Here is a 26,048-nt window from a genome sequence, read left to right as displayed (position 1 = left end):
GCACAAAGATTTCGTGCATTGTCCTACTAGCTGGCTACGATGCCCTTCTGGGGCAGCATGCTGGTCACCTGCATGGCCGGCTCGAATCCTTCGGCGGCGCTTCGCTGCAGGGCGATGTACGTGATCATAAGTCCGTATACCGCCTTGCTGCTCACATCCGCTACCGTAAAGAGTGCCTGCCGGATGACGACGCCACTGGCGCTTTGCGCGAAGTACGGAACGGCATAAGCTAGCGGGTACAGGGTCCAGGCAAACATCATTAGCCAGAATACCTTTTTCATCGCTCCGGAGGCCGTCGGTGGCATGAGCGGTATGGTCCGGAATATGCGGGTACCTACGATCCAGTTCATTCCGATGAAGAAGATGGTAGAGATCGCGCCCCACACCGTGAGCTGCATCAAGTCAGTCGTTTCGTACAACTGCCCGATGTATCCGGTAATAATCATACCCCAGGCCAGCAGGATCAACCTGCCGGCGTCGCTGAAGAGCTGCTGCCCGCGGATATCCAGTACCAGAAGCAGTTGAATAAGCAGACAGGGAATCGTTACCATCCAATTCACGTAGCGGAAACCGTTGGTGAAGGTTGCCGCCCCGGGCTCGTAGACATTGGTGTCCGGATTGAAAGTGAAAGCGGTTTCCCATAGTCCGGACTGACCGTACAGGATGGTACCGGCCGAAACCATCACGATGCAACTCAGGGCAGTGGCGGTGCGGTACCGGGGAGCGATGAACCGGCTCGTAAGAATGAAAAATATCAGCGCGGCAAAGTGAGCTCCTACTCCCATACTCAGCAAATGGTCGACTGCTTCGTACTGGCTGGGGGTATAAATGAACAGACTTTCAATATTCGTCATGTAAGGGTAAATTTCAGGGGCTAACCGGGTTTAGATCACAAATGTTGCAAAATTTTTTTGCCGCGTATTGGTAGCGGATGCCCGTTTCTGAATAGTAGATCCCAATTGCAATATGGTGGTCGTTACCTCGCTTTATCGAACCGTGGAGTGAACACTACCCCAGCGCGTATATTTACCGGCTTGCATTGAGTATGTACAATTTCTCAGTTTTGGGAAAACTACGCTTACCCTGGAAGGAGTATATAGCGATATCGCCCTCGCCCCTGATTTAACCTGCCCGAATGGGTCTGCCATTGAAATTTTTCGCCTGTACGCTTTTTTTGCTTGTGCTTGTGCTTGGTGCTTGCTCGGTCGATCGGATCGCATCCGTCCAGGAGGAAGGGGTTTGCGTCAGCTATACCGACTCCACCGGTTACAGCATTTTTCGAAACGGACAGCCGTATAGCGTGCGCGGCGCCTCCGGTCACCAGCGAATGGAGCTGTTGCAATCATACGGTGGCAATACGGTCCGCGTTTACGACCCGGATAGCCTGGGTATCGTATTAGACAGAGCGCAGCAGCTAGGTATGGCAGTGATTGCTGATCTGCCGCTGCCCTACTACCACAAAGGGGGAGACGAAGCGGCGCGCGATCTCAAACGGATTGCCCCGAACATCCTCGAGATTGTTGCCACGCACCGGAAGCATCCGGCCTTGCTCTACTGGATTTTGGGCAACGAGTTGTTCAATAAAGGCTACAGCGGAAAATTCGTCGATGCTTACAATGCATTGGCGTCTGAAATTCGACGGCTCGATCCACTACACCCGATTTCCTCGACCTTCAACGTTCACCAGCTCGCGTACAGCAAGATTCGGTGGAAGCAGCCGGACATCGATTTCGTCAGCTTCAATCTCTTCGGCAACCTCGCCGATCTGCCATCGGATCTACGTACACTGTGGCTTATCTGGCGGGGACCCTACGTACTCACCGAATGGGGGTATAACGGTCCCTGGGAAGCGAAAGTCACCAAATGGCAGGTCCCGATCGAGCCGCCCAACGCGGTGAAATCAACGCACCTCAGAGAACGATTCATGTCCTACGTTGAACCACTCTACGAGGACAAACGACTGATGGGAGACCTGGCCTTTTACTGGGGCAACAAGTTTGAATCCACTCCCACCTGGTTCAGCTACTTTACTCCGGAAGGCCATAGCAGTGAGATGGCGCACACCATCGGCCAACTTTTGCAGGGCCAAGCCGCGGACTTTCCTGGACCATCAATCGAATACCTACTCATTAATGGTAACGGAGAAGGCTATGACCATATGCTAGCTCCGGATACCGAAGCTTCCGCGGAAGTCCGCTTTATAAAGCCACCGGACTCGACCGCGACCATCACCTGGGAACTGCGCAAGGAAGACTGGCAAAACCTGGGTGCCGCGCCGGTCGTCGGTAGTGATGTATCCCACCGGTTTTCGTCGCGTTCCACCGGTCGGGCTGTCTTTCGGGTGCCCCGTGATCCGGGACCGTATCGACTTTACTATCAGGCAAATTCTTCCGATGGGTACTTTACGGCCGCCAATCTTCCCTTTTACGTGCTAAGCCCGGATGATGCTGAATGAACCCGTCGTCCGTTCACCCAGTCGGTACGAGCAAGTGGTCATTCGCTTGCTGATTCTGGTCGGCTTGTTGAGCATCGTTAACTTCTGCTACTATTTCTTTCAGCCCGAATTCGTAGGGCATCCGGTGCTCTACGCGCTGCTCTGTATCGTAATGGTGTACGGGCTGATCCGGGACCTCACAATCTGGTACTACTACCTCAGGATCAAGGTTCCTGCTACCCCGGTAGCCACACGCTCCTACTCCGTAGACGTGCTTACGACTTTTTATCCGGGTGAACCCTACGAGATGATCGTCAGGACATTGCGGGCGATCCAGCAGATCCGGTATCCGCACACCGCGTATTTATGCGATGAGGCCGACGATCCGTACCTGAAGGAAGTTTGCCGGGAGCTCGGCGTAATTCATGTCACCCGCCAGGAAAAGGTGAATGCCAAGGCCGGAAATATCAACAATGCGCTCAAACAGGCTACCGGCGAGATATGCCTGATTCTCGATCCGGACCATATTCCCCAGCCGGATTTTCTGGACTACGTCGTGCCGCATTTCCAGGATCCCGAGATCGGCTTCGTGCAGTGCGTGCAGGCTTACTATAACAAGTTCGATTCCATCGTCGCTAAAGGATCCGCCCAGCAGACCTTTCACTTCTACGGTCCGATGATGATGTGCATGAACTCCTACGGAACCGTCAATGCCATCGGGGCAAACTGCACATTCCGGCGGGCAGCTTTGGATAGTATTGGCGGGCATGCTCCCGGACTTGCGGAAGATATGCATACGGCCATGCTCCTGTACCGGGAAGGCTGGAAGGCCGTTTACGTTCCCCGTATTTTAGCTAAGGGCCTGGTCCCCTCTACCCTCACAGCCTACTTCAAGCAGCAGATCAAGTGGTCGAGGGGGACCTTCGATCTGCTCGTCAAGGTGTATCCGAACATCTTCTCCCGCCTTACCTGGCGCCAACGGCTACACTATCTGCTGATACCCATTCACTACCTGGCCGGACTGGCCTATTTCGTCGGATTTTTAATTCCGATTCTCAGTTTGGCGCTCTCGGATGTCCCCTGGACCGGACACTTCGGATTTTTTCTGCTAATCGGTCTGCCGGTCGTTTTCAGTTCTTTCGTGCTGCGCTTTTATATTCAGAAATGGCTGATCTCGGACGACGAGCGCGGATTCCATATCGTGGGCGGGGTGCTGGAAATTGTCGGGTGGTGGGTCTTCACCCTTGGCTTTCTGTATACGCTAATTAATAAGAAGGTTCCCTATCTGCCCACGCCGAAGGACGATGAGAGTACGACACACTTCTCACTCCTGCTACCCAATTTAGTGGTGGGATTCGTATCAATTTTCGCCGTGATTTTTGGCCTACAGCGTGACCTGACGCCCTTTTCCATTATCATGGCGGCCTTTGCCCTGCTGAACACGGGATTCATGTTCTTCAGCGTTTACCTGGCTTTCGGAGCCACCAACCGTTTCCGTACCTTCCGCAAGCGTTTTCCACGCGCTGTACGGACCATTGGCCGCCACGGCAAACAACAGTTGTTGACCTTCCTGGACGTGATGACGGTCACCGTCCGCGCGCTAGCCCCCCTGCTTCTGGTCCTGGTTTGCCTGGCAGCTTTTCATGGAACGACATTCTACGACCGACAGTCTCTCGACGACCTCGTCATTACCCAGCCGGACAGTATGCCATCCAATCCCATTCTCGGCCTGTTTTCCCCTTCCGACCCCAACGGCTTCAGCAACTTGGACAGTATTGCGGCAGCCGACTACCACCCACGTATCATCTCCAGCTATATCGCCTGGAGCGGACAGCCGGTGGCAGACGCCCTGGAAGCTCACCTGGCACGCATCGACTCCCTGCAGGCCGTCCCTATGATCACCTGGGAGCCCTGGGTCAGCCATTTCCCCCAATCGGATAGCTTGCCGGAGGCCCGGATTGAGCGGCGTGGACTGTACCAGATCGCGCAGGGTTCGTACGATGAATACATCGTCAGTATGGCTCAAACATTGCGCGAAGTAGACGGTCCTGTCTACCTGCGATTTGCCCACGAGTTTGACAACCCCTCGTACCCCTGGTCCCCGGCAGGTAATAACGCTCCGGAAGATTACAAGCGGGCTTGGCGGCACGTCTGGGAGATATTCCGACAAGAAAAAGCAGACAATGTAGCCTGGGTGTGGAACCCCTGGCACGCAGATGGTATCGAAGAATATTATCCGGGGGACGCGTACGTCGATTACTTCGGGATAACGTCGCTGAACTACGGCCCCGGAAATGAAACCATTCCGAGTCTGACCTTCGCGGAACTCTACCGTCCCTTCCACGAAACATTCAGCAAGCTTTCGGACAAGGACGTGCTGCTGACTGAGTTCGGCTCCCTGGGCGATCAACGCACCAAAGCCATATGGGTAACCCAGGCCACGAAGTATATCGCGAAGCACAGACCGGAAATCCACGGTATCGTAGCGTTTGAAAGTGCCCTGGATGCGAATGTCCCACAAACGGGTGGGCGGGATACGGTCGGGGTACTGGACTGGACGGGCAATGCGACCTACCTGTTTGAGCCCGATCGTCCGGTGAGCGCGCCGCAATCCAGCGCGATGGTATCGGCTGATTTTCGCGAATTGTCCGAACGGGTGATTGGCGTAGGGTATAAAAAGGGCAGCGGATGGGTTTCTTCGGATTATATCCCCGCGCGTAAAAACATTATCTCCGACTATCGTGCCATGCGCGCGGCGGGCATCAATACCATCCGCGTGACGGATCCGGGGATCTATGCGCACAACCTACTGACTTTAGCGGAAGAGCATGACCTGCAGGTGATCTATAGCTTCTGGATCGACGGATCGATTGATTTTCAACAAGATGTCGAGCGCCTGGCCGAGCTGCGCGAGTCAATATTGAATGAAGTAGCCAATCATATCGAGCGACAAGGCATCGTTCACTGGAACCTGGGCAACGATGTCCTGCATAAACTCTCCACCCGCTACGCTTACCCGGAACTGGAGAAGCAACGGGCCGCTTATTTTGCCTGGGTAACGGATTTACTGGAAGCAATTAAACGGCTCGACCCCAGCCGGCCGGTGTATCACACGGTTGACTTTCGCCCCGGGCTCGACGATCTCCTACACGCTTATCCGCTACTCACCGTTGGAGTCGACGCTATCGGGGTCCGGGTTGGGGGCTATTACAAGCCCGATAAACTCGAAAAACTCATGGCCAATTACGGTGGGCGGATCGCGCTGGCCGATATTGAAGTTGGTGAGCTGGCTGATCTCCCATCCCAATTGACCGCGAACTACGTAGTACTCTCTAACTGGCAGAACGAATGGCGGACGAACTCCGTAACCTACGATGGCTTACTGGATTTTCAGGGTCGAAAGCAATTACCGTACGTCGATTGGATGAAGAGGCAGGACGCCGATTATGCGTATCCGGATTTTCCGACCCTCCGCATCCTCCCTCCGGCTCGCATCCCCATCCCGGGGGAGATATGTCCATACCAGGCAATAGCTTGGATAGACAATCAGTGGGTCAACCTGAGCCAGGCCCCCGATCGGGCTACGCTGGAGTGGAGCATCGCACGCCTCGATCCGTATGGCAACCCGGTACAGTTGACCATCCTCGGACAGGGAACGGAAATCGACTTGGTTTTCCCCAATAACCATTTATACTATCAGATGAGGCTGACCATAACGGATGGAGAATTCGCCACTTCGGTCAAGACTCCGCTACTGCCTGAATAGGAAAAGGGACGACCGTCGCAACGATCGTCCCTTTCGGTACCTAGTCGGGGCACCAGGATTCGAACCTGGGGCCTCCTGCTCCCAAAGCAGGCACGCTAACCGGACTGCGCTATGCCCCGTGGCGGAGACGGCGGGATTCGAACCCGCGGTACGCTTGCACGTACGCCAATTTAGCAAACTGGTGGTTTCAGCCACTCACCCACGTCTCCGGGTTTGTAGTCAACGGGCCGGCCACTTCATAAGTTGCCGTACCGTAATTGCTAAAGCGACGCAAATGTAAGCAGTCCCCGGCGCATGGGAAAGGAATCGGCAAAAAAATTGTCAACAGCTTTTATCGCACGGCCTATCACTCCCCCTTGCCCTTACTACCTTTGTGGTCCCTTAACCTTCACGATCATGAATACAGACTTCCTTCAGGAACTCGGCCTCAAACAGGATAACGACGGTACGTCCACCGGCCAAACCGGCCACCATAACCAAGAGCAGCATATCGAAAGCGTCTCCCCGGTTGATGGCTCCACCATCGGCCGCGTCAGTACGACCACCCCCGAACAATACGAGCAGGTAATTACCCGGGCGGAAACCGCCTTCAAACATTGGCGTACCGTGCCTGCGCCCCGCCGCGGGGAAATCGTTCGCCAGTACGGCGAAGCCCTCCGCGAACACAAAGACGCCCTGGGCCGGCTCGTCAGCTACGAAATGGGCAAGAGCCTCCAGGAAGGCTGGGGCGAAGTCCAGGAGATGATCGACATCTGTGACTTTGCCGTAGGACTCAGCCGGCAACTGCACGGTCTGACCATGCATTCCGAGCGCCCCCTGCACCGTATGTACGAGCAGTATCACCCCCTGGGTATAGTGGGTGTCATTTCCGCCTTTAACTTTCCCGTAGCCGTCTGGAGCTGGAACGCGATGCTCGCCCTCGTCTGCGGTGACGTGGTGATCTGGAAACCCAGTGAGAAGTCGCCCCTCTGCGGCGTAGCCTGCCAGAACATCTGGGCCAAGGTCGCCGCGGAAAACGATCTTCCCGAGGGCATTTGTAGCCTGGTCAACGGTGATTACACCATCGGGCAAATGCTGACCGAGGACACCCGCGTACCCCTGATCTCGGCTACCGGTTCCACCCGTATGGGCAAGGCCGTCGCCCAGACGGTCGCCGCCCGCCTGGGTAAATCCCTACTGGAATTGGGCGGCAACAACGCCATCATCATCACCCCTTCGGCCGACATGGACCTGGTCCTCACCGGTGCCCTCTTCGGCGCCGTCGGCACCTGCGGACAGCGCTGCACCAGCACCCGCCGCCTGATCATTCACGAGGATCGCTACGAGGAAGTGCGCGACAAGCTCGCCAAAGCTTACGGCCAGCTCCAAATCGGCGACCCGCTGGACGAAAAAAACCACGTCGGCCCCCTAATCGACGAAGGCTCCGTAGAGACCTACCTGAAAGCTATCGAAGGCATTAAGGCCGAGGGCGGCACGATGGTCGTTGAAGGCGGCCGCATCGACGGACTCGGTTCCGATTGCTACGTCAAGCCCTGTATTGCCGAAGTATCCGCCGACAGCCAAATGGCCCAGCAGGAAACCTTCGCCCCCATCCTCTACCTGATGAAGTATAAGGACCTCGACGAAGCCATCGAAATCCAGAACAGCGTGCCCCAGGGCCTCTCCTCCGCCATCATGACCACCAACATGCGCGAAAGCGAGCGCTTCCTCAGCGTCACCGGCAGCGACTGCGGCATCGCCAACGTCAACATCGGCACCAGCGGCGCGGAAATTGGCGGCGCCTTCGGCGGCGAAAAAGAAACCGGCGGCGGCCGCGAATCCGGCTCGGATGCCTGGAAAGTGTATATGCGCCGGCAGACGAACACGATTAATTATAGTACGGAGCTGCCTTTGGCTCAGGGGATTTCTTTCACCTTGTAAGGGGTAAAGGGGATAGGGGGTTAAGGGGCTAAGGCCGGCGGCGCAGGCCCCCTTCACCCCTTCACCCCCTCACCCCCTTCACCCCTTCACCCCTTCACCCCTTCACCCCTTCACCCCTTTACCCCTTTAACCTTTGTAAACTCTCCCCAGTGAAATACCACCTAGTATCCGGCGGCTGCGGCTTCGTAGGACGCAACATGGTCAAGCGACTCTACCAGACCACCGACGATAAGATCATCTTCGTTGACAACCTCAGCGTGGGCACCCACCCGTCTACCTGGCTGGATGTCGAGCAAGTACGGAAAGACGGCGACCTGGAAGTCTTCGGGGAAGACGGGCGTTTGCTTTTCCTCCACCAGGATTTTCGGAAGTTCCTGCGGGACATCATTGACGATGAGGGGTACATCACAAACCACTACGCTCCCGACTTCGAGCGCTTCACCGACGTCTTCCACTTTGCCGCTATCGTGGGGGGCCGGTCCACCATCGAGGGCGATCCGATGAAAGTCGCCCTGGACCTCAGCATCGATGCCGAGTTCTTCTACTGGATCACCCGGCACAAACCCGATCGTACCCTCTACCCTTCCAGCAGCGCGGCCTACCCCATCGATCTGCAGACGGAGGGCGACGCCATTGCGCTGGCCGAGTCCGACATCAACTTCAAGAAGATGGGCGAGCCGGATATGACCTATGGCTGGTCCAAACTCACCGGGGAGTTCCTGGCCAAGACGGCCGCCGAGCACTACGACCTGAGCGTCACCTGCATCCGTCCCTTCTCCGGCTACGGCGAGGACCAGGACCTCTCCTACCCCATCCCCGCCATAGCCAATCGGATCGCCAACCGCGAGGATCCCGTCGAGGTCTGGGGTACGGGCCGTCAGGGCCGCGACTTCGTCCACATCGACGACGTCCTCGACTGCATCTTCTGGGCCATGGACCGCGTCACCGACGGCTCCGCCATCAACATCGGCCGCGGCGAGCTCCTCTCCTTCATCGACATAATCCGCACCATGTGCGACATCGAAGGCTACTCCCCCGAAATCAAGCAACTCCTGGACAAACCCGTCGGTGTCTTCAGCCGCTACTCCAATATGGATAAGGTCCACGAGATGGGCTGGCGGGCGAAGATCTCGGTTCGGGAGGGGATGAGTCGAGTGCTGGAGGCGCAGAAGGGCAAGGGGGTTAAGGGGCTAAGGGGCTAAGGGGCTAAGGGGCTAAGGGGCTAAGGGGCTAAGGAAAGGTGATGAATTTTAATTAAGCGGGAATTTCGTGTACATTTTTGGGCAAAACGCTGCATTATGCCTGATTGGTTTGACCTGGGATACGAGGAGAGTTATTCCGTGAATGATCCTGAAGTAGGATATGGACGCTCTCGGTCGGAAAGAGAAATCTACATAGAGAAAATGCGCCGGCGTACAAAGGCGGCAGCCATTGCGATCATAAACTACATCGAAAATTGCAAGCCGTCTACGTCACTGCGGGTGATCAGTAATCAAATCATCAAGTCGGCCACATCGACCGCGGCAAATTACCGAGCGGCGTGTCTGGCTAGATCGGGCCGCGAGTTCTTCGCCAAGATGAGCATCGTGGTGGAAGAAGCCGACGAGACAGTCTTCTGGCTCGAAATTCTCTACGAGTCAAAAGTCACGGTGGACAAAGAAGGCATCATTCCGCTCGGGAAAGAATGGAGGGAAATCAGCAAGATCATGAATGCAGCGAGGAAAAACGCTAAAGGGAAGAAGTAAGCTACCTTCACCCCTTCACCCCTTCACCCCTTCACCCCCTTCACCCCCTTCACCCCTTGAAAATAATCTGCTACGGCCCAGGCCCCAAATTCAAAGGCGGCATCTCCAACTACAATACCTCCCTGGCGAAGGCGCTGGACCGGCGTGGCGACTGCGAGGTGCACATCGTGAGTTGGACGCAGCAGTACCCGGCCATCATTCCGCGGGAGTTTGTGGATAAGACGAGTAAGGTGGATTTGCTGGAGGGGACGGACATCAAGGTCCACTACCTGACCAACTACAACAACCCACTGAGCTGGCAGGAGACGTACCGGAAGATCGTGGAGCTACAACCGGATAAGGTCATCTTTCAGTGGGCCATCGCGATCCAGGGCTTACCGTTGGGGTACATCGCCCGGAAACTGAAGAAGCATCCGGAGATCGAGGTGATCTTCGATTTACACTTCGTCATTCAGAAGGAAAGCAGCAGCCTCGACAAGCGTTTCACGGCCTACGGCATCACGCCGGCGGATACCTTTATAGCCCATGCCTACAAGACGGTCGATGAATTGAAGGAACTCTTTCCAGGACGGGAATTTGCCGTCAACGAAACGGGTGAACGCTCGGTAGCTAAACAGAAGGGCGGCGGAGCGCAGGTAGAAACAGCCACGCCGGTAATCAAGCTTTACCACCCCATCTACGACCTTTTCGCGCCTAGGAATGACTTCGATGTCCGGGCATTTAAAGAACAGCATCATCTGCGCGAGCACGTCTTTCTTTTCTTCGGCTTTATCCGGAAGTACAAGGGACTGCACCATGTTATTCGCGCCTTCGCCGAACTGGCGGAAAAACGGGACGACGTCAGCCTGATCATCTGCGGCGAATCCTTTTGGGATACCCTGAAGTCCGACAAACTCAGCACCAAACTGAAGAACGCCACCTTCGGCCTCGCCAAAAAAGTATTCCTCAAACAGGCCGACGACGAACGCGAATACCGCCCCCTCGAACTACTCGACGAGCTCAATATCCGTGACCGGGTGATGGTCAAGAATGAATTCGTAGCCAACGAGGAAGTCCACAAATACTTCCAGGCCAGCGACGCCGTGGTGCTGTTTTACGAGTACGCCACCCCCTCCGGCGTCGAAAGCATCAGCTACAACTTCCAGCTCCCTGCCGTCGCCACGAAAGTCGGCCACTTCCCCGAGACCATCCAGGACGGCTACAACGGCTACCTAGCCAACCCTGATGACATTGAGGATATGGCCCGCCAGATGAAACGCATGATCGACCAGCCCATCCCCCGCAAAAACGTCCACGAAACCACCAAGGAAATGAGCTGGGACAACTACGCCGCCGCCATAGTACAACGCGGTCTCTAACCGCGACGGTAAGAGGCGGTTTCCAACCGCGATGTAAGAGGCGGTCTCCGACCGCGAAGTTCGAAGCAGTCTCCGACTGCGAAGTCAGCCGACGAAGTCGGAACCAATCCCCCACCGCAACGCCAGCCACCACCAACATCAGCCACCAGTGAGGCAGCACCCAGTAAATAAAGAACTCCAATAGGCACGACAGACTGCCCGATCGTCACCAGCACAGACCGCCAAATAGGCGTCGTCATAGCTGCCCAATACAAGCAGCCCTAAACTTCCCAGCACAACTGAGAGTACAGCGGCACCAGCAAACCACCTTAAAAATGCAGCTGCCACCTTGCAAAATTGATGTGATCATATGATGGCTATATCAGGCTTGGAAATACCTACCTCCCGTAGGCTAGCTCCCCACCCACATAAGTAGCCACCACTTCCGTCTCCAAAATCTCCTCTTCCGCACAGTCCCGTAAGTTCTTAGAAAGGATGACAAAATCTGCCTGCATACCGGGTGCCAGTGTACCCCGCTCGTCCTCCTGGAAGGCGGCATAAGCCGGAGCGGCGGTGTAGCTGTGTAGCGCTTCCTCGCGGGTCATGGACTGCTCAGGAAAGAATGTGGCCTTACCGTCAGCGCGCTTGCGGGTGACGGAAGCGTAGAACGATTCAATAGGATCCACGTCCTCCACCGGAGCATCGGTACCGTTGGTAACGACGGCGCCGGCGTCGAGCAGACTACGCCAGGGGTATGCGCCTTCCCGGGCGCGTTCGGTACCTAGCCGGGTTTCGGCGAAAAGGGCGTCGGAGGTGCAGTGGATACCCTGCATGGAGGCGATCACGCCGAGCTCGGCAAAGCGGGGGATATCGGCCGGATCGATGTGCTGGCTGTGCTCGATGCGCCACCGCTTGTCGTCGGTGCTGTCGACGTACTTGGCCATCACGTCCAGGGTCTCGCGATTGGCCCGGTCGCCGATGGCGTGGACGCAGAGTTGCATACCGTGCTCATCAGCCAACTGGGCGATGCTGTCAACCGTCGCGACGAGGGTGGTATTCTGCCCCACGAATCCCGGGTTGTCAAAGTAGGGTTCCAGCAACCAGGCACCGTAGCTGCCAAGCGCGCCGTCCAGTTCGGTTTTGATGGCTGAACACTCAAAACGATCGCCGTAGTGCGGCAGCCCCTCCATGTTCCCGGCCATGTCGTCGTAGCCGTGGCGAAGCATGACCCATAGGTTAAGCCGCAAACTGTCCGAGGCATCCAGCTCTTTGTACCAGTCCAGCTCCTGATAGCGGGTGCCGGCGTCCTGAAAGCTGGTGATGCCGTTACGGAGGCATTCGTCCTGAGCTTCCCGTATGCCGGCCAGCCACTCGTCTTTTCGCTCGACCGGACTCATCTTCTGAATGAAGTTCTGGTAAGCATCGGAAATGAGGTCCATGGCCCGCTCTTCGAAAACGCCGGTGGGGTCGCCCACTTCGTCGCGGAGGATGCGGCCGCCGCGAGGATCGGGGGTTTCCCGGCTTACACCGGCCAGTTCCATGGCCTTCTCGTTGGCGAACAGGGCGTGCCCGCTTGCATGACGGAGTACGACCGGATGATCCGGTGTGATTTCACTGAGCGCGTCGTGCAGAGGGTACCCCCCGATGCTGTGGTCGTGGGGCTTATCCCATTTTTCCTGGTGCCAGCCACGACCGGTGATCCAGACGCCTTCGGGGGTATCTTCCGCCCGTTCCTCGACCATGGCCACAATCTCCTCCCAGCTACGGGAACGTAGGAAGTTGAGGTTGCGGAGGCTGCTGCCCAACCCGCTGAAGTGGGCATGGCCCTCGATGAAGCCGGGCATCAGGAATTCACCGTTGGCATCCAGACGCTCGGTACGCCCGTCTATGTCATCGGACCAGGCGGCGGTGTCGCTACCGATAGCTGCTATGGTCCCATCTGCATTCACTAGCAAGGCAGAGGCTGCGGGTTCTCCCTGCCCGGCCCAGATGTCGGCATTGTAGACGAGGAGAGCGGCGCGGTTCGGGTCGGTCGTCTCCCTATCCGCAGACTCGTTGCAGCCCGTCAGTACTATCAGAAAAAGAAGGGCAAACAGCAGGTGGTGGTAGTCGTGGTTCATTGGGGGGGCTTTACAACGGCCTAAAATACGTTGCCGGTGGGCGATTATTGATTTGGCAGACTGGATAGTTGATTTCTGCCCGAAGGTGCGTTTCCCCGTGGTTGACTGGATAGGGCGGAGCTGGAGCTCCGCCACCCTGCCCCGGGGTCCCGGAGCTCCAGCTCCGGGGAAAGGCATAGAGGGGTTTAACCTGCTCACATCCTGCTAGGGACATTGGAATGCCGCTTTTACACGGCGATACACTCGGGCTGCAAGCCCTCGACCTTGGATCTTGATGCGGGGCGATCATGCATCCCCAGGTGGTGGGAAATGCCCCCCGGCCACCAATGTATAGGCGGAGCTGGAGCTCCGCCACCCTGCCCCGGGGTCCCGGAGCTCCAGCTCCGGGGCAAGGCAATGAGGGGTGTAACCTGCTCGCATCCTTCTAGGGACATTGGAAATGCGGCTTTTACCCGGCGATACACTCGGCTGCAAGCCCTCGACCTTGGATCTTGATGCGGGCCGATCATGCATCCCCAGGTGGTGGGAAATGCCCCCCGGCCACCAATGTTTTGGCGGAGCTGGAGCTCCGCCACCCTGCCCCGGGTCCCGGAGCTCCAGCTCCGGGGAAAGGCATAGAGGGGTGTAACCTTCTCACCTCCCACTAGGACACGTTCGAAATGCAGCTTCTAGGCAGCAATACACTCGGGCTGCGAGCCCTCGACCTTGGATCTTGATGCGGGGCGGTCATGCATCTCCAGGTGTTAGGAAATACCCCCGGCCACCACTGTGCAGGCGGAGCTGGAGCTCCGCCACCCTGCTCGGGGGTCCCGGAGCTCCAGCTCTGGGGAGAGGCATAGAGGGGTTTAACCTGCTCACATCCTGCTAGGGACATTGGAAATGCGGATTTTACTCGGCGATACACTCGGGCTGCAAGCCCTCGACCTTGGATCTTGATGCGGGCCGATCATGCATCCCCAGGTGGTGGGAAGTGCCCCCCGGCCACCATTGTATAGGCGGAGCTGGAGCTCCGCCACCCTGCCCCGGGTCCCGGAGCTCCAGCTCCGGGGAAAGGCATAGAGGGGTGTAACCTTCTCACCTCCCACTAGGACACGTTCGAAATGCAGCTTCTAGGCAGCAATACACTCGGGCTGCAAGCCCTCGACCTTGGATCTTGATGCGGGGCGATCATGCGTCTTTAGGTGGTGGGAAGTGCCCCCGGCCACCACTGTGCTGGCGGAGCTGGAGCTCCGCCACCCTGCCCCGGGGTCCCGGAGCTCCAGCTGCGGGGAAAGGCAATGAGGGGTGTAACCTACTCACATCCTGCTAGGGACATTGGAAATGCGGATTTTACTCGGTGATACACTCGGCTGCAAGCCCTCGACCTTGGTTCTTGATGCGGGGCGATCATGCGTCTTCAGGTGTTAGGAAATGCCCCCGGCCACCACTGTGCAGGCGGAGCTGGAGCTCCGCCACCCTGCCCCGGGGTCCCGGAGCTCCAGCTCCGGGGGAAGGGAATGAGGGGTATAACCTACTCACCTCCCAGTAGGGCACATTGAAAATGCGGCTTTTACTCGGCGATACACTCGGGCTGCAAGCCGTCGACCTTGGATCTTGGTGCGGGGCGATCATGCATCTCCAGGTGGTGGGAAGTGCCCCCCGGCCACCATTGTATAGGCGGAGCTGGAGCTCCGCCACCCTGCCCCGGGGTCCCGGAGCTCCAGCTCCGGGGAAAGGCATAGAGGAGTGTAACCTTCTCACCATCCACTAGGACACGTTCGAAATGCAGCTTCTAGGCAGCAATACACTCGGGCTGCAAGCCCTCGGCCTTGGATCTTGGTGCGGGGCGATCATGCATCCCCAGATGTTAGGAAAAGCCCCCGGCCACCAATATGTAGGCGGAGCTGGAGCTCCTCCACCCTGCCCCGGGGTCCCGGAGCTCCAGCTCCGGGGAAAGGCATAGAGGGGTGTAACCTTCTCACCTCCCACTAGGACACCTTCGAAATGCAGCTTCTAGGCAGTAATACACTCGGGCTGCAAGCCCTCGACCTTGGTTCTTGATGCGGGGCGATTATTCATATTCAGTTGTTGGGAAATGCCCCCCGGCCACCACTGTGTAGGCGGAGCTGGAGCTCCGCCACCCTGCCCGGGGGTCCCAGAGGACACACCGCAATGGAAGGTGACCGGTGAAAATTCAGAATTATTCCGGGGTAAACAGACGAAATCGGCAGTGCGGGACATTGTATTTACCGTAATGCTTTCTACCTGCGCTCCGCCGCAATTTGTCTCTCAACAGAAAATAATCCCATACTCGTGACTTTACCCGTATTCCCCCCCAGTGATAGTACCTTGGCCGATATGAATACCAACGGAACCTTTATCGTGGAGGGCGGCCACCAGCTTTCCGGCGAAATCATCCCCCAGGGGGCTAAGAACGAAGCGCTGCAGATCCTGAGCGCGACCCTGCTGACCGAAGAGCCGGTGCGGGTAGAAAATCTCCCCGACATCGAGGATGTCAACAAACTGATCGACCTGCTCGACGGGCTCGGTGCCAAGGTGGAACGCCACGACCGGCAGACCGTCACCATCACCGCTAAGGACATCGACCTCGATTACGTCCTGAGCGAAGACTACGTCCGCGACGCCCAGCGCATCCGCGGGTCCGTGATGCTGATCGCGCCCCTGCTCAACCGCTACGGACGCGCCAGCCTACCTAAGCCCGGAGGCGATAAAATCGGCCGCCGCCGCCTGGATACCCACCTGCTCGGCCTGCAGACGCTGGGCGCGGAGTTCACCTACGACGACGAAAAGAAAATCTATACCTTCAAGACCGACGGCCTGAAGGGAACCTTCCTCCACATGGAGGAGATCAGCGTGACCGGCACCGCCAACGTACTGATGGCCGCCGTCCTCGCCGAAGGCGAAACCACCATCTACAACGCCGCCTGCGAGCCTTACCTGCAACAGCTCTCGCACATGCTTAATCACATGGGCGCGAAGATCGAGGGCATCGGCTCCAACCTGCTCCGCGTCCAGGGCGTGACCAGTCTGAAGGGCACCACCCACCGGATGCTGCCCGACATGATCGAGATCGGCAGCTTCATCGGCCTGGCCGCTATCACTAAGAGCGACATCACCATCAAGGATACCCGGCTGGATATGCTCGGTATCATCCCCCGCACCTTCGAGCGGCTGGGCATCAAGCTGGAGTACAACGGCGACGATATCCGCATCCCCTCCCAGGACCACTACGAGGTACAAAACTTCCTCGACGGCGGCATCCTCACCATCTACGACGCTCCGTGGCCCGGCTTCACGCCCGACCTGATGAGCATCGCGCTGGTTACGGCCATCCAGGCCCGCGGATCGGTATTGTTCCACCAGAAGATGTTTGAGTCCCGCCTGTTCTTCGTAGATAAGCTGATCGACATGGGTGCCCAGGTAATCCTCTGTGATCCGCACCGCGCCACCGTCATCGGTATGGACCGCCGCCAGCCGCTCCGCGGCATCCGGATGACCAGCCCCGACATCCGGGCGGGGGTCAGTCTCCTCATCGCCGCGCTATCGGCCGAGGGCACCAGCCAGATCGACAATATTTACCAGATCGACCGCGGATACCAGAACATCGATACCCGTCTACGCGCACTGGGTGCACAGATCGAACGGCAGCCGTAAGTTTGCGGCATGCTGCTTTACAACATCACGAACAAGGTCGAACACGGGGTACACGAGGAATGGGTCAGTTGGATGCGCCAGTCCTACATCCCCCACGTCATGGAAAGTGGTGTCTTCGAAGACTATAAACTGAGCCGCCTGCTGGGCGTGGACGAGTCAGACGGCATCACCTATGCCCTACAGTTTACGGTCAGCTCCCGCCCGGCCTTCGATATCTACCAGGAGAAGTTCGCTTACGCTCACCAACAGATGCACGACCTGCGGTACAAGGGTAATTTCGTGAGCTTTCGGTCGGTCCTCGAGGTGGTGGATCACGGTCGGTAGGAAGGGCTGGGGGTTGGGTGCTGGTTGCTGGGTGTGGGTTACTGGTTGCTGGTTGATTTCGCTCATCCGGCAGTCAAGTCCGGAAAGCTTGCACCACTAGTTTTAGTTACTTATTGATCGTTTCGTCCTCGGGGCGAGTCTCTGGCTACGACCGAAACCTTCGAAGGGTGGCGGTTGATACCAATTACCCTTTGGCTCTAAGCCGGGATTACACCACCAAATAAATACTACCTCACCGGGGCCACCACGAATTTGATGCCCCTCGACCAGCACCCAGCAACCAGAAACCGGCAACCAGCACCCAGCTCAATCCAACAACCCCAGCAACAACCAATCCGCCAGCAATTGCCGGTTCCGGGGATTGATGATGCGCTGCTGGTCGGAAGTATTGGCGATGTTTGCCAGTTCGATGTAGACGCCGCTGGGGATGGTTTCGCGGAGCATGTGGAGGTCGCGGGGACTGACGGAGCCCTCGTATCCCCGGCCGGGTCGCACCGTTTCGTACTGCGTTTTGATTGCCTTTTGGATGCGTTCGGCTTTTACCTTTCCGACAATATCGCCCTCAGGGTAGTACAGAAATACGTCTATCCGCTGTCCGCGGTGACGGCTGTCGACGTGGACGGCGATCATGGTCTGGTCGACGATCCCCTTTTCGAAGTTTTCGCGGTAGAGGGCATTGATGATGTCGGACCGCTGGAAGAGGCGCATCTTTTGGTTGCGGGGAAGGGAAGCACCGCCCCAGACCGTTTCGTCCTTATCGGGACGCAGGAACTGCTGATCGCGGATGCCGTCATTCTCGTCACGGACGATCATGTAGGCCGTACCGCCGTGCTGAAGGATATTCCGGCAGAGCCGTAGGGCCACGTCGTAAGCGTACTCATCTTCCGCCAACTGGTAGCCGCCGCGCCGGCCGACCGCACCGGGGTCCGGTCCACCGTGTCCGCTGACGATGTAGTAAATTTTGCCGGCAAGCTTATTATCGAGCAGGGGAACCTCGGCGTAGTCATCACCAAAAATCGCGAAGGTGCGGGGCGCCACCAGGGTTACTTGCTCGGGAACGGGAATCGGGTCGCGATCCGCGCGTTCGTCTTTTAGCCGGTCGATCGCTTCGTTCACGGCCTCGTTCTCGCCCAGCGCGGGGATTTCGGCGACCACCTCCTCGGATGAGAATCCGGAACAGTGATCGATATGGTACGGCAGATAGAGGATTTCTTCTTCCTGATAGCTGCCCTCGCGAAGTCTAGCCGTCAGCATCCATTCATTGTAGTCGCGAATGGCAATGGCGCGGTCCCAGTCGTCGCGACCGGTCGTGGTGCGAATGCTTTTGCCATCATAGTGGTAAACCTCAACCGGGAGCTGATAACGACGGCCCTCGAAAAGATTGGAGCTGTGACTGAGTCCGTTGATCCGTTTGAACTCGTCGATATTGCAGCCGTACTCGACCAAGTGGTACCGTCGCAGCATCGAATAGATCCCGTCGCCGCGTTGGGCGCGAACGGTGAGGTATTCGGCGTGCAGCAGATTTCCGGCCAGTAAAAAAGCGGCCATTAAAATGCGGAACGGGATGGTCATTCAGTAAGTTTTCGAAAGGGCAAGCCGGTACATAACGTGGGCGGGCCACCAGAAGGATGCGGGGCGCGTATCTTGGCCCGTCCTATGTCGACCGTACGGCAAATTTATAAACTCCTGCGTTGGGAGCTCAAGCTTGAGTGGCGCGATAAGTACGCGCTGGCCAGTATTTTGCTCTATGTCGTCACGACGGTAGTTATCGTCTACCTCGCGGTGGGCCGCGGCCTGGAGGGAGAAATTTTCAACGCGCTGTACTGGATCGTCCTGTTCTTCGGAGCCATGGTCGCCGCCACGCGAAGTTTCTTGCGGGAGGGCGGTCGCAGACATCTCTACTACTATACCGTCGCCGATCCGCTGGCCCTACTGTTCAGCAAGCTCATCTTTAACGTGTTGCTGATCTGGATCATCGGGGCCATAACCTACGCGCTGCTTAGTCTCTTTGCCCCGACGAATGCGATCGTCTACCCCCTACCCTTCTGGCTGGGATTGCTACTCGGTGGATTCGGCTTGTCGACCATCCTGACCTTCGTATCCGCCATAGCGGCGCGGGCCGGCGGGAACGGCACGCTCATGGCCATTTTATCTTTCCCCCTCGTCATTCCCCTGCTTAAGTTGTTGTTGGATACGGGATTGTACGCCATTGACCTGGGTAGCAACGATTGGACCCAACCGCTGTATTTGACGGTGGTCGTGGATCTAATTGCCCTGGCGGTCGCGCTCATCCTTTTCCCCTTTGTTTGGCGCGACTAACCATCCCGCGTACCTTCGTTCTTTGCCCGCCCTAGCCATTTCCGTATGTCCAGATTAAGCGTATTCGATATCTACAAAATCGGCGTCGGCCCGTCCTCGTCACATACCCTCGGCCCCTGGCGTGCTGCGCTCGCCTTCGTCGAATTATTGCGGCGAGCGCAGGTAGAAACCCTTTCCATACAACTGTTCGGCAGTTTGGCGAAGACCGGCATCGGACACGGAACGGATATCGCGGTGGTCCTGGGCCTTCAAGGATTTGACCCGGTGACGATGCCCACGGCGGACATTCCATCGATCGTAGCGACGGTCAAGGCCGAAAAGCAAATTAGGGTCAACGAGGCGCTTGTAGCCTTCGACTATGGCCGCGATATCGTCTTTCAGCCCACCAGCCACCCCGGCCACCCCAACGCGCTGACCTTTACCGCCCTCCTGGACAATGGCGAGCTTGTATCCCACACCTACTTCAGCCTGGGCGGCGGCTTCATCGAACGGGAGGGCGAATCGCTCGAGGAAGAGATCAACTACGGCTTCACCCACGATGTATCGTCGGGCGAAAAAATGATCCGGCTCTCCCAGAATTCGGGAAAGACCGTGACCCGCCTGTTGTATGAAAACGAGCGCTGCATCCGGTCGAGCGAGGAAATTCACGCCCGCATAGAGCGCTTATTCCAGGTAATGTTGAACTGCGTGTACCGGGGCTGCCACACCGACGGCATCCTCCCCGGCGGACTCAACGTCCAGCGCCGAGCCTCGGCCCTCAATCGCCGGCTCCTCGGCGGCAAGTCCTACCCGGACCGGGCGGCCTGGCTCGCCGCCATTCGCCGTACGCCAAAGGAGTTCGCCTCCGTCAATCAGTGGATCAGCTGTTTCGCGCTCGCCGTAAACGAGGAAAACGCGGCGCTCGGCCGGGTGGTCACTTCCCCCACCAACGGCGCGTCGGGGGTCATCCCCGCCGTACTTCTTTACCACTACCTCTTCGGCAACTTCCGCGAAGACGACCTCCTCCGCTTCTTCCTCACCAGCGGCCAGATCGGCGCGCTCTTCAAGCAGGGGGCCACCATCTCCGCGGCGGTGGGCGGCTGCCAGGCGGAGGTAGGCGTCAGTTCCGCCATGGCCGCCGCAGGCCTCACCGAAGTCCTCGGTGGAAGCACCAAGCAAGTATTACAGGCCGCCGAGATCGCCATGGAGCACCACCTCGGCCTCACCTGCGACCCCATCGGCGGACTCGTTCAGGTTCCCTGCATCGAACGCAACGCCATGGGTGCCATGAAAGCCATCACCGCCTCCAACCTGGCCCTGGCCGGCAACGCCACCGAAGCCGTCGTCCACTTCGACGCCGTCGTCGCCACGATGTGGGAAACCGCCCAGCACATGCACTCGAAGTACAAAGAAACCGCCGAAGGGGGGCTTGCCGTACACGTCAGCGTGGCCCGGCCGGAGTGTTGATTAGTGAATTAATGGATTTTTGAAGGACTGAATTGGCGCGCCCTGCCGCCCGCTTTGCTTCAACGTGATTGTCGGAGCCGGAATCCTCATTTCTCCTGTCTACGCTCTCGCAGACTGCAAGCGTAGGAAATCTTTCCTTCACGCAGCAGCCCCTTAGCTACCTTCACGTCCCCACCAATTCACGGGACGACTAGTGGTGCCCACGAGCGAAGCGAGCATCTCCCTGGCGGCAGCCGATTCAGTAATCCACTCCCTCACCAATTCAGTCCTTGTTACCACTCCCCGGCAAAGGCCCGGTTAAAGATCTTCTCGTTGATGTTATCCAGGATCTCCTCGATGGCTTCGTCCTGCACGGAAGCTAGGGCGACGTTGCCGTCGAAGTTGTAGTAGTCGGAGAAATTGCTCTTCCAGTTTTCGGCGTTCGGGTCGCGGAGGTTGATGTATTCGATGGCCACCACGATAGTCAGGCGGTTGAGGCGGGCGTAGGCGGCATTTTCGTCTCCGGCGGTAGCGGCTTCGGCGCTCACGCGGAAGTCGACCAGGGTGCCCCGCATCTCGATGTCGGGCTGATCCTCGGTGATGACCAGGCGGGCTTCATCACGGACCTTGTCACGCAGGGCTTCGGTGATGTCGAGGGGCAGGGTTGGCGGGGCGGTGAGCGCATTATTCTGGAAGACCGGTACGAAGGCGGTTTCGACCCCTTCGGGGATTGATATGCCCCGGAAGGAATAGCAGGAGGTCAGGCCGACGGCCAACAGAACGATCAGGAGGGTACGCATGGCAAGGAAACGAAAAAATCCCTTCCAGCGTTGCCACCGGAAGGGATCGGAATTTTTGGGATCACAATGTTTGTTATGCTTAGGCTGCGCTGGCCAGGAGTTCATCCATATCACGGACGAGAATGCGGCCGCGGTTGAAGTAAATCAGGTTCTCTTTGCGCAATTCATTCAGGACAAGCGTCACCGTCTGCCGGCTGGTGCAGGTAATGTTAGCAATATCCTGGTGGGTCAGGCTGTGCTTGAGCAGCATTTCGTAGCCCACGCGGCGACCGCGCTCACTCACCACCTTGTGGAGGAAGCTCACGATACGGCTGCGGGCATCCTTGAAGATGAGGTCTTCCAGCTTGTTTTCGGCGGCGATCATGCGGCGGCCGAAGAGGTTGAGGATCTGGCGGCTGAAGACGGGGTTACCGAACACAATGCGCTGAAAATCGGCGACCCGGATGGTGTAGTAATGTACCTCTTCTTTAAGCGATTGGGCAGTCTCGGTACGGGTGGTTTCACCGACCAGGGAAAGCTCGCCGAAGATGGCTTCAGGGTGAATGAGCTGCTTAATGACTTCCTTGCCCTCGTTGCTGTGGGTACTAATTTTGATGGGACCTTTGGCGAGCAGGAAGATGTGCTCACTGGGTTCGCCGGGCTGGTAGATGATCGAGTAACGCGGCTTTTTCTTGAACTCCATGGTTTCGCTCAACCGCATCTTCTCGTCAGCGGTCAGGCCATCAAAGAGGTCAAACTGTTCTAGGAGAGTAATTTTATTAGCAGAATCCATGTTGTTGCATTGTGGTTAGGACAAAGACCATTTGGCCTTTCGCGACGCCCGCCGACATTTGTCTTCGTCCGTCTATCCCTAGGACACCGAATAAGTCCTTACCCCCTAAGCAAAAAGGATTTTGTTTTGAAATTTTCTTTAGTCGGTCATATTGCCCTTGTCCAGCCCCAATAGTCGGACACGTTGCAGGGCGAGGATACTAAGGGCATCCTTGATGCGCCCGTCCAGGGTCATATCGATGGCTTCGCTTAACGGTACGCGCCGGAGCTTAAGCTGCTCGGTATCTTCCGGTTCGGCCTCCTGCTGGTGTAGTCGGCGGGCTACGTAGGCCACGCCCCACTCGTCGGAAACGGAATTACTGAGGTGAAACTCCATGATACGTTGCCACTCATCCGCTACGAGACCGGTCTCTTCCTTCAACTCCCGCTGCGCGGTTTCCAGGGTATCGGTACCCACCGGGCAACCACCTTCCGGAATTTCCCAGCTGTATTCACCGAGCGCATAACGGTACTGCCCCACCAGATAGGTATAGCCGTCCTCATCGATGGGGACGATACCGATGGCGTGGTTTTTATAGCGGACCAGGCCGTAGATGCCGTCGTTGCCCGCCGGATTGACGACTTCATGATGCTCGACGCGGATCCACGGATTTTCGTAGGATACGCTGGTTTGTTTGGTTTTCCAGGGGTTGTGGTTCTCGTCCATGCCCAAAAATAGGGCCACCAACGTCAAATACGCTCGAGCCTGTCCTGCGTAAGTTCATGACGGACCGCACCGGTATGGGCCGTCGACAGGGGCTCCAACAGCATGATCCAGGCCTCTTCTCCGGGCCGGGTGCGGGGGCGGTGGCTTACGCCACGCGGAACGACGTATAGCTCCCCGGCTTCTAAGGTGACGGTCTCCCGATCACGGAAATCGATGAACAGCGTCCCCTGGAAAAGAAGGAAAAGCTCATCTTCCTCCGCGTGGTCGTGCCAGACAAACTCCCCGCTAACCTTGGCCAGTTTGACGGCCTGACCGTTCAGTTCGGCGATCACTTTGGGGGACCAGTGTTCCTGAAAAAGCGCGAATTTTTGGGCGACGTTGACAGCGGACATGTTGCTCGATTTATCTAGCTCGCAAGTTACCGGATCCGATACCGAAAACCTACGAAGACCCGGATACCCTGATTGGAAGCGAAAACGTAAGTAGGATCGAAAGTGAGGGCATGCGGATTCTCCGACGTCGGGATTGCAGTGCCGTCAGCAGCAAAGGATACGTTCCGGTCGAACGGGTCGAAGGCACGCGCGATGCTGTTGGCCGGTGGTGTAAAATCGAGCAGATTCTTGACTCCACCGTAGACCTCCCATTCCCTGAAGGACCGACTCACTTGTACATTCTGAATACTGAACCACGGTGACTTCGGGGGCCGGGGATCCAGCGGCCCGAGGAGGGGAAGTTCCATAGGTCCGTACACGTTCCCGGTGTAGTCACCTGCCAGTGACGACCCAGCGGTACGTTGACGGTCCACACGCCGCTCACTTTCTCGGTGAGGAATTGGCTTTGCCTGCCTTCATCCTCCACACTGTATACGTCCTGTAGCGTTACTCCCATTCGAGCGGTAACACCACTGGTCAGCAGCAGGTCGGCGTTCAGGCTTCCCCCGCGGGAAATGGCGTAGCCGTCTAGGTTGGCGTAGATAATTTTATTGGGATCAGTCTGGTAATCCGGCAGGATGCGGTTGGTAAAATGAGTCAGCCACACCGAGGCATCCAGCGACAAAATACCCGGCTTCCAGTCATAGACTTTCCGGATAAAGTTGGCATTGACGTTCCAGGAGGTTTCTGGCAGGAGTGCCTCGGCGAAGACGGTCTGGCGGGCGCCCGTGAGCGCTGCATGATCCTCGGTGAAGACATTGGCTACCCGATAGCCGTTGCCGAGGCTGAGACGCAGTACGCTTTCCTCGTCCCGGCTGCTCCATTTGTAATTCACACGGGGGGTAAGGATGCCTCCGTGGCGGGAATCGCGGTCGCCGCGTATGCCCAGGAGTAGTTGACTGCGGGGCGATAGCTTGATCTGGTCCTGTACGAATGCCCCGGGCAAGGACACCACCGAGGGGGCATTGGCTTGCTCGGCCTTGGTGGCTACGGTGTTGTCATCGTAGGCGGTATAGCGGTATGCCAGTCCCGCCAATACATCGTGGCGGCCAGTTGGTAAGGGACGGTAGGTGAGTTGTCCGAAGCCGACCAGTTGATCTGCCTGGTAAATGGTCGTTCCGTAAGTCGAGTTCTGGTAGTGGCCGTTGAGGCTGTAGGTGAAGCGGACATTAGCGGGAAGGGGAAGATCGTAGGTACCGAACAGCTCCCAGCGATTGGTATAGATGCTCTCTCCGTAAAACCGATCGCCACCGCGGAACCGGCGGTCAAATTCCAGTTCCCCTCCCTGCCGGTCCTCGTATACGTAGCGGGCGGCAAACGATAATTCTTTACCGCGGCGGCGATGGAAGTTCCATTTATTGAACACAGAAACCCGATCCTGCAGGGTCACGTCGGTAAAATTGTCCCCGTTGCGATCGCGCGGTGACTGGTACGTGAAGTAGTTCAGCCCCGTCATCATCGTACCGTTCTTCCCGAGAGGCAGGGTGAATCCGACATCCGTATTGAGCTCGGCGTAGGAAGTGCCCATGACGTCCACGGAGAAGCGGTCCGCATCGTCCGCTCGCTTCGTAATGACGTTGATGAGTCCACCGACCGCCTCCGAACCGTACAGCGTAGAGGCAGGCCCCTTTACTACCTCGATCCGGTCGATCATACTCTGGGGAATACCGGTTAGTCCGTACACCGTAGACAGCCCGCTGACGATCGGCATACCGTCGATCAGGACCATCGTATAAGGGCCTTCCAGTCCGTTGATGTGGATGTCACCCGTATTGCAGACGTTGCAGTTGAATTGGGGGCGTACTCCGTTCACGGTTTGCAATGACTCGAAAACACTTGGGCTCGGGTTAGCCCGGAAGTATTCCGCTCCGTACACCTCCACGGAGACCGGACTTTGGCTGCGAGTGACCGGCTGAAGGGTGCCGCTGACTACTACTTCATCCAGCAGTTCGCCGCCGCTTTCCAGCACCACGTATACGGTAGGGAATCCGCTAGTATCGTTGCCGACCAAAATTTCGCTGTGCCGGCCGTAGCCAATTCGGCTGAAGGTTAGTTCCAGCGTATCGAAAGTCGCGACAACGGATAGTTCAAAAGTCCCTGCTTCGTCCGTATAGGTGCCGGTGGACTGTCCTTCGATGGACACGGCAACATTGGCAATGCCGAGACCATCGATCCCGACTACCTGTCCTTCCAGGAAAAGAAGCGCGGGTGTACTGCTGCCGGCGGTGCCTTGAGCGGCAGAGTGACTACTGCTTATCAGCAGAAGCATTACCCCCAAAAGCCACAAGGTGAGCCG

19 protein-coding genes and 2 tRNA genes are annotated in these 26,048 nt (G+C 57.5%); 10 read left to right on the top strand and 11 right to left on the bottom strand.

The features are described from left to right. Positions 1 to 26: 26 nt before the first annotated feature. Positions 27 to 854 (bottom strand): bacteriorhodopsin, encoded by an 828-nt coding sequence (locus DRW39_RS01785; RefSeq protein ID WP_116105265.1) that lies wholly within the window; start codon positions 852 to 854, stop codon positions 27 to 29. A gap of 281 nt (positions 855 to 1,135) precedes the next feature. On the opposite strand from DRW39_RS01785, the gene DRW39_RS01780 reads away from it, so the two are divergent. Next, complete coding sequence (locus tag DRW39_RS01780) at positions 1,136 to 2,455, top strand: hypothetical protein (protein WP_116105264.1); 1,320 nt, start codon at positions 1,136 to 1,138, stop codon at positions 2,453 to 2,455. Next, on the top strand, positions 2,445 to 6,200 hold the full coding sequence (locus tag DRW39_RS01775) for a glycosyltransferase (RefSeq protein ID WP_198664751.1): 3,756 nt from the start codon (positions 2,445 to 2,447) through the stop codon (positions 6,198 to 6,200). The genes DRW39_RS01780 and DRW39_RS01775 overlap by 11 nt, the downstream gene beginning before the upstream one ends. A gap of 44 nt (positions 6,201 to 6,244) precedes the next feature. On the opposite strand, the gene DRW39_RS01770 is transcribed toward DRW39_RS01775, so the two are convergent. Continuing rightward, positions 6,245 to 6,319: transfer RNA gene (locus DRW39_RS01770), tRNA-Pro, on the bottom strand. Beyond that, positions 6,320 to 6,409: transfer RNA gene (locus DRW39_RS01765), tRNA-Ser, on the bottom strand. It abuts the tRNA gene before it with no gap. 187 nt (positions 6,410 to 6,596) lie between these two features. Here DRW39_RS01765 and DRW39_RS01760 point away from each other — a divergent pair. From DRW39_RS01760 to DRW39_RS01745, 4 genes are all read left to right on the top strand, one after another. Further along, positions 6,597 to 8,120 (top strand): aldehyde dehydrogenase family protein, encoded by a 1,524-nt coding sequence (locus DRW39_RS01760; RefSeq protein WP_116105262.1) that lies wholly within the window; start codon positions 6,597 to 6,599, stop codon positions 8,118 to 8,120. A gap of 149 nt (positions 8,121 to 8,269) precedes the next feature. Beyond that, positions 8,270 to 9,322, top strand: coding sequence for an NAD-dependent epimerase/dehydratase family protein (locus DRW39_RS01755; RefSeq protein ID WP_116105261.1), 1,053 nt, complete (start codon positions 8,270 to 8,272; stop codon positions 9,320 to 9,322). A gap of 96 nt (positions 9,323 to 9,418) precedes the next feature. Beyond that, positions 9,419 to 9,865: a four helix bundle protein gene (locus tag DRW39_RS01750; protein ID WP_198664750.1), complete on the top strand. Its 447-nt coding sequence runs from the start codon at positions 9,419 to 9,421 to the stop codon at positions 9,863 to 9,865. A gap of 56 nt (positions 9,866 to 9,921) precedes the next feature. After that, entirely contained in the window at positions 9,922 to 11,223 is a 1,302-nt protein-coding gene (locus tag DRW39_RS01745) for a glycosyltransferase (protein WP_116105260.1), read from the top strand. A gap of 377 nt (positions 11,224 to 11,600) precedes the next feature. Here DRW39_RS01745 and DRW39_RS01740 read toward each other — a convergent pair whose 3' ends face one another. Then, positions 11,601 to 13,322, bottom strand: coding sequence for an amidohydrolase (locus DRW39_RS01740; RefSeq protein WP_116105259.1), 1,722 nt, complete (start codon positions 13,320 to 13,322; stop codon positions 11,601 to 11,603). A gap of 2,337 nt (positions 13,323 to 15,659) precedes the next feature. Here DRW39_RS01740 and murA point away from each other — a divergent pair. After that, positions 15,660 to 16,976, top strand: coding sequence for a UDP-N-acetylglucosamine 1-carboxyvinyltransferase (gene murA / locus DRW39_RS01735; protein WP_116105258.1), 1,317 nt, complete (start codon positions 15,660 to 15,662; stop codon positions 16,974 to 16,976). A gap of 9 nt (positions 16,977 to 16,985) precedes the next feature. Continuing rightward, positions 16,986 to 17,300 carry a DUF4286 family protein gene (locus DRW39_RS01730; RefSeq protein ID WP_116105257.1) on the top strand — a complete coding sequence of 105 codons (315 nt, stop codon included), beginning with the start codon at positions 16,986 to 16,988 and terminating at the stop codon, positions 17,298 to 17,300. Positions 17,301 to 17,606: 306 nt separating this feature from the next. Here DRW39_RS01730 and DRW39_RS22470 read toward each other — a convergent pair whose 3' ends face one another. Further along, positions 17,607 to 18,872, bottom strand: a complete 1,266-nt coding sequence (locus DRW39_RS22470) for an N-acetylmuramoyl-L-alanine amidase (protein WP_198664749.1) — start codon at positions 18,870 to 18,872, stop codon at positions 17,607 to 17,609. Between the two features lie 84 nt (positions 18,873 to 18,956). Between DRW39_RS22470 and DRW39_RS01720 the strand changes: the two genes are divergently transcribed. Together DRW39_RS01720 and DRW39_RS01715 are read left to right on the top strand one after the other, a co-directional pair. Next, a complete protein-coding gene (locus DRW39_RS01720; RefSeq protein WP_116105256.1) occupies positions 18,957 to 19,619 on the top strand; it encodes a heme exporter protein CcmB in 663 nt (220 codons plus the stop codon). Positions 19,620 to 19,664: 45 nt separating this feature from the next. Beyond that, the gene (locus tag DRW39_RS01715; protein ID WP_116105255.1) at positions 19,665 to 21,065 is read left to right on the top strand and encodes an L-serine ammonia-lyase; all 1,401 of its coding nucleotides are present in this window, start codon (positions 19,665 to 19,667) and stop codon (positions 21,063 to 21,065) included. 272 nt (positions 21,066 to 21,337) lie between these two features. Here DRW39_RS01715 and lptE read toward each other — a convergent pair whose 3' ends face one another. From lptE to DRW39_RS01690, 6 genes are all read right to left on the bottom strand, one after another. After that, positions 21,338 to 21,844, bottom strand: coding sequence for an LPS assembly lipoprotein LptE (gene lptE, locus DRW39_RS01710; protein WP_116105254.1), 507 nt, complete (start codon positions 21,842 to 21,844; stop codon positions 21,338 to 21,340). A 79-nt stretch (positions 21,845 to 21,923) separates the two neighbouring features. After that, the gene (locus DRW39_RS01705; RefSeq protein WP_116105253.1) at positions 21,924 to 22,616 is read right to left on the bottom strand and encodes a Crp/Fnr family transcriptional regulator; all 693 of its coding nucleotides are present in this window, start codon (positions 22,614 to 22,616) and stop codon (positions 21,924 to 21,926) included. 138 nt (positions 22,617 to 22,754) lie between these two features. Continuing rightward, positions 22,755 to 23,321 carry an NUDIX domain-containing protein gene (locus DRW39_RS01700; protein WP_116105252.1) on the bottom strand — a complete coding sequence of 189 codons (567 nt, stop codon included), beginning with the start codon at positions 23,319 to 23,321 and terminating at the stop codon, positions 22,755 to 22,757. Between the two features lie 23 nt (positions 23,322 to 23,344). Continuing rightward, on the bottom strand, positions 23,345 to 23,713 hold the full coding sequence (locus tag DRW39_RS01695) for a cupin domain-containing protein (protein ID WP_116105251.1): 369 nt from the start codon (positions 23,711 to 23,713) through the stop codon (positions 23,345 to 23,347). 26 nt (positions 23,714 to 23,739) lie between these two features. Then, the gene (locus tag DRW39_RS22465; RefSeq protein ID WP_198664748.1) at positions 23,740 to 23,985 is read right to left on the bottom strand and encodes a hypothetical protein; all 246 of its coding nucleotides are present in this window, start codon (positions 23,983 to 23,985) and stop codon (positions 23,740 to 23,742) included. Then, positions 23,982 to 26,021: a TonB-dependent receptor domain-containing protein gene (locus DRW39_RS01690; protein WP_198664747.1), complete on the bottom strand. Its 2,040-nt coding sequence runs from the start codon at positions 26,019 to 26,021 to the stop codon at positions 23,982 to 23,984. Before DRW39_RS01690 ends, DRW39_RS22465 begins: the two co-directional genes overlap by 4 nt. Between the last annotated feature and the right edge of the window lie 27 nt (positions 26,022 to 26,048).

Source organism: Lewinella sp. IMCC34191, from assembly GCF_003390935.1.
Lineage (GTDB): Bacteria > Bacteroidota > Bacteroidia > Chitinophagales > Saprospiraceae > Neolewinella.
This window is presented reverse-complemented; position numbering and strand designations above follow the sequence as displayed.

Bases quoted from the DNA above. Each gene is read 5' to 3' on its own strand.
- DRW39_RS01785 (WP_116105265.1), bottom strand. From the start codon at position 854: ATGACGAATATTGAAAGTCTGTTCATTTATACCCCCAGCCAGTACGAA.
- DRW39_RS01780 (WP_116105264.1), top strand. From the start codon at position 1,136: ATGGGTCTGCCATTGAAATTTTTCGCCTGTACGCTTTTTTTGCTTGTG.
- DRW39_RS01775 (WP_198664751.1), top strand. From the start codon at position 2,445: ATGCTGAATGAACCCGTCGTCCGTTCACCCAGTCGGTACGAGCAAGTG.
- DRW39_RS01760 (WP_116105262.1), top strand. From the start codon at position 6,597: ATGAATACAGACTTCCTTCAGGAACTCGGCCTCAAACAGGATAACGAC.
- DRW39_RS01750 (WP_198664750.1), top strand. From the start codon at position 9,419: ATGCCTGATTGGTTTGACCTGGGATACGAGGAGAGTTATTCCGTGAAT.
- DRW39_RS01740 (WP_116105259.1), bottom strand. From the start codon at position 13,322: ATGAACCACGACTACCACCACCTGCTGTTTGCCCTTCTTTTTCTGATA.
- murA (WP_116105258.1), top strand. From the start codon at position 15,660: ATGAATACCAACGGAACCTTTATCGTGGAGGGCGGCCACCAGCTTTCC.
- DRW39_RS01730 (WP_116105257.1), top strand. From the start codon at position 16,986: ATGCTGCTTTACAACATCACGAACAAGGTCGAACACGGGGTACACGAG.
- DRW39_RS22470 (WP_198664749.1), bottom strand. From the start codon at position 18,872: ATGACCATCCCGTTCCGCATTTTAATGGCCGCTTTTTTACTGGCCGGA.
- DRW39_RS01720 (WP_116105256.1), top strand. From the start codon at position 18,957: ATGTCGACCGTACGGCAAATTTATAAACTCCTGCGTTGGGAGCTCAAG.
- DRW39_RS01715 (WP_116105255.1), top strand. From the start codon at position 19,665: ATGTCCAGATTAAGCGTATTCGATATCTACAAAATCGGCGTCGGCCCG.
- lptE (WP_116105254.1), bottom strand. From the start codon at position 21,844: ATGCGTACCCTCCTGATCGTTCTGTTGGCCGTCGGCCTGACCTCCTGC.
- DRW39_RS01705 (WP_116105253.1), bottom strand. From the start codon at position 22,616: ATGGATTCTGCTAATAAAATTACTCTCCTAGAACAGTTTGACCTCTTT.
- DRW39_RS01700 (WP_116105252.1), bottom strand. From the start codon at position 23,321: ATGGACGAGAACCACAACCCCTGGAAAACCAAACAAACCAGCGTATCC.
- DRW39_RS01695 (WP_116105251.1), bottom strand. From the start codon at position 23,713: ATGTCCGCTGTCAACGTCGCCCAAAAATTCGCGCTTTTTCAGGAACAC.
- DRW39_RS01690 (WP_198664747.1), bottom strand. From the start codon at position 26,021: ATGCTTCTGCTGATAAGCAGTAGTCACTCTGCCGCTCAAGGCACCGCC.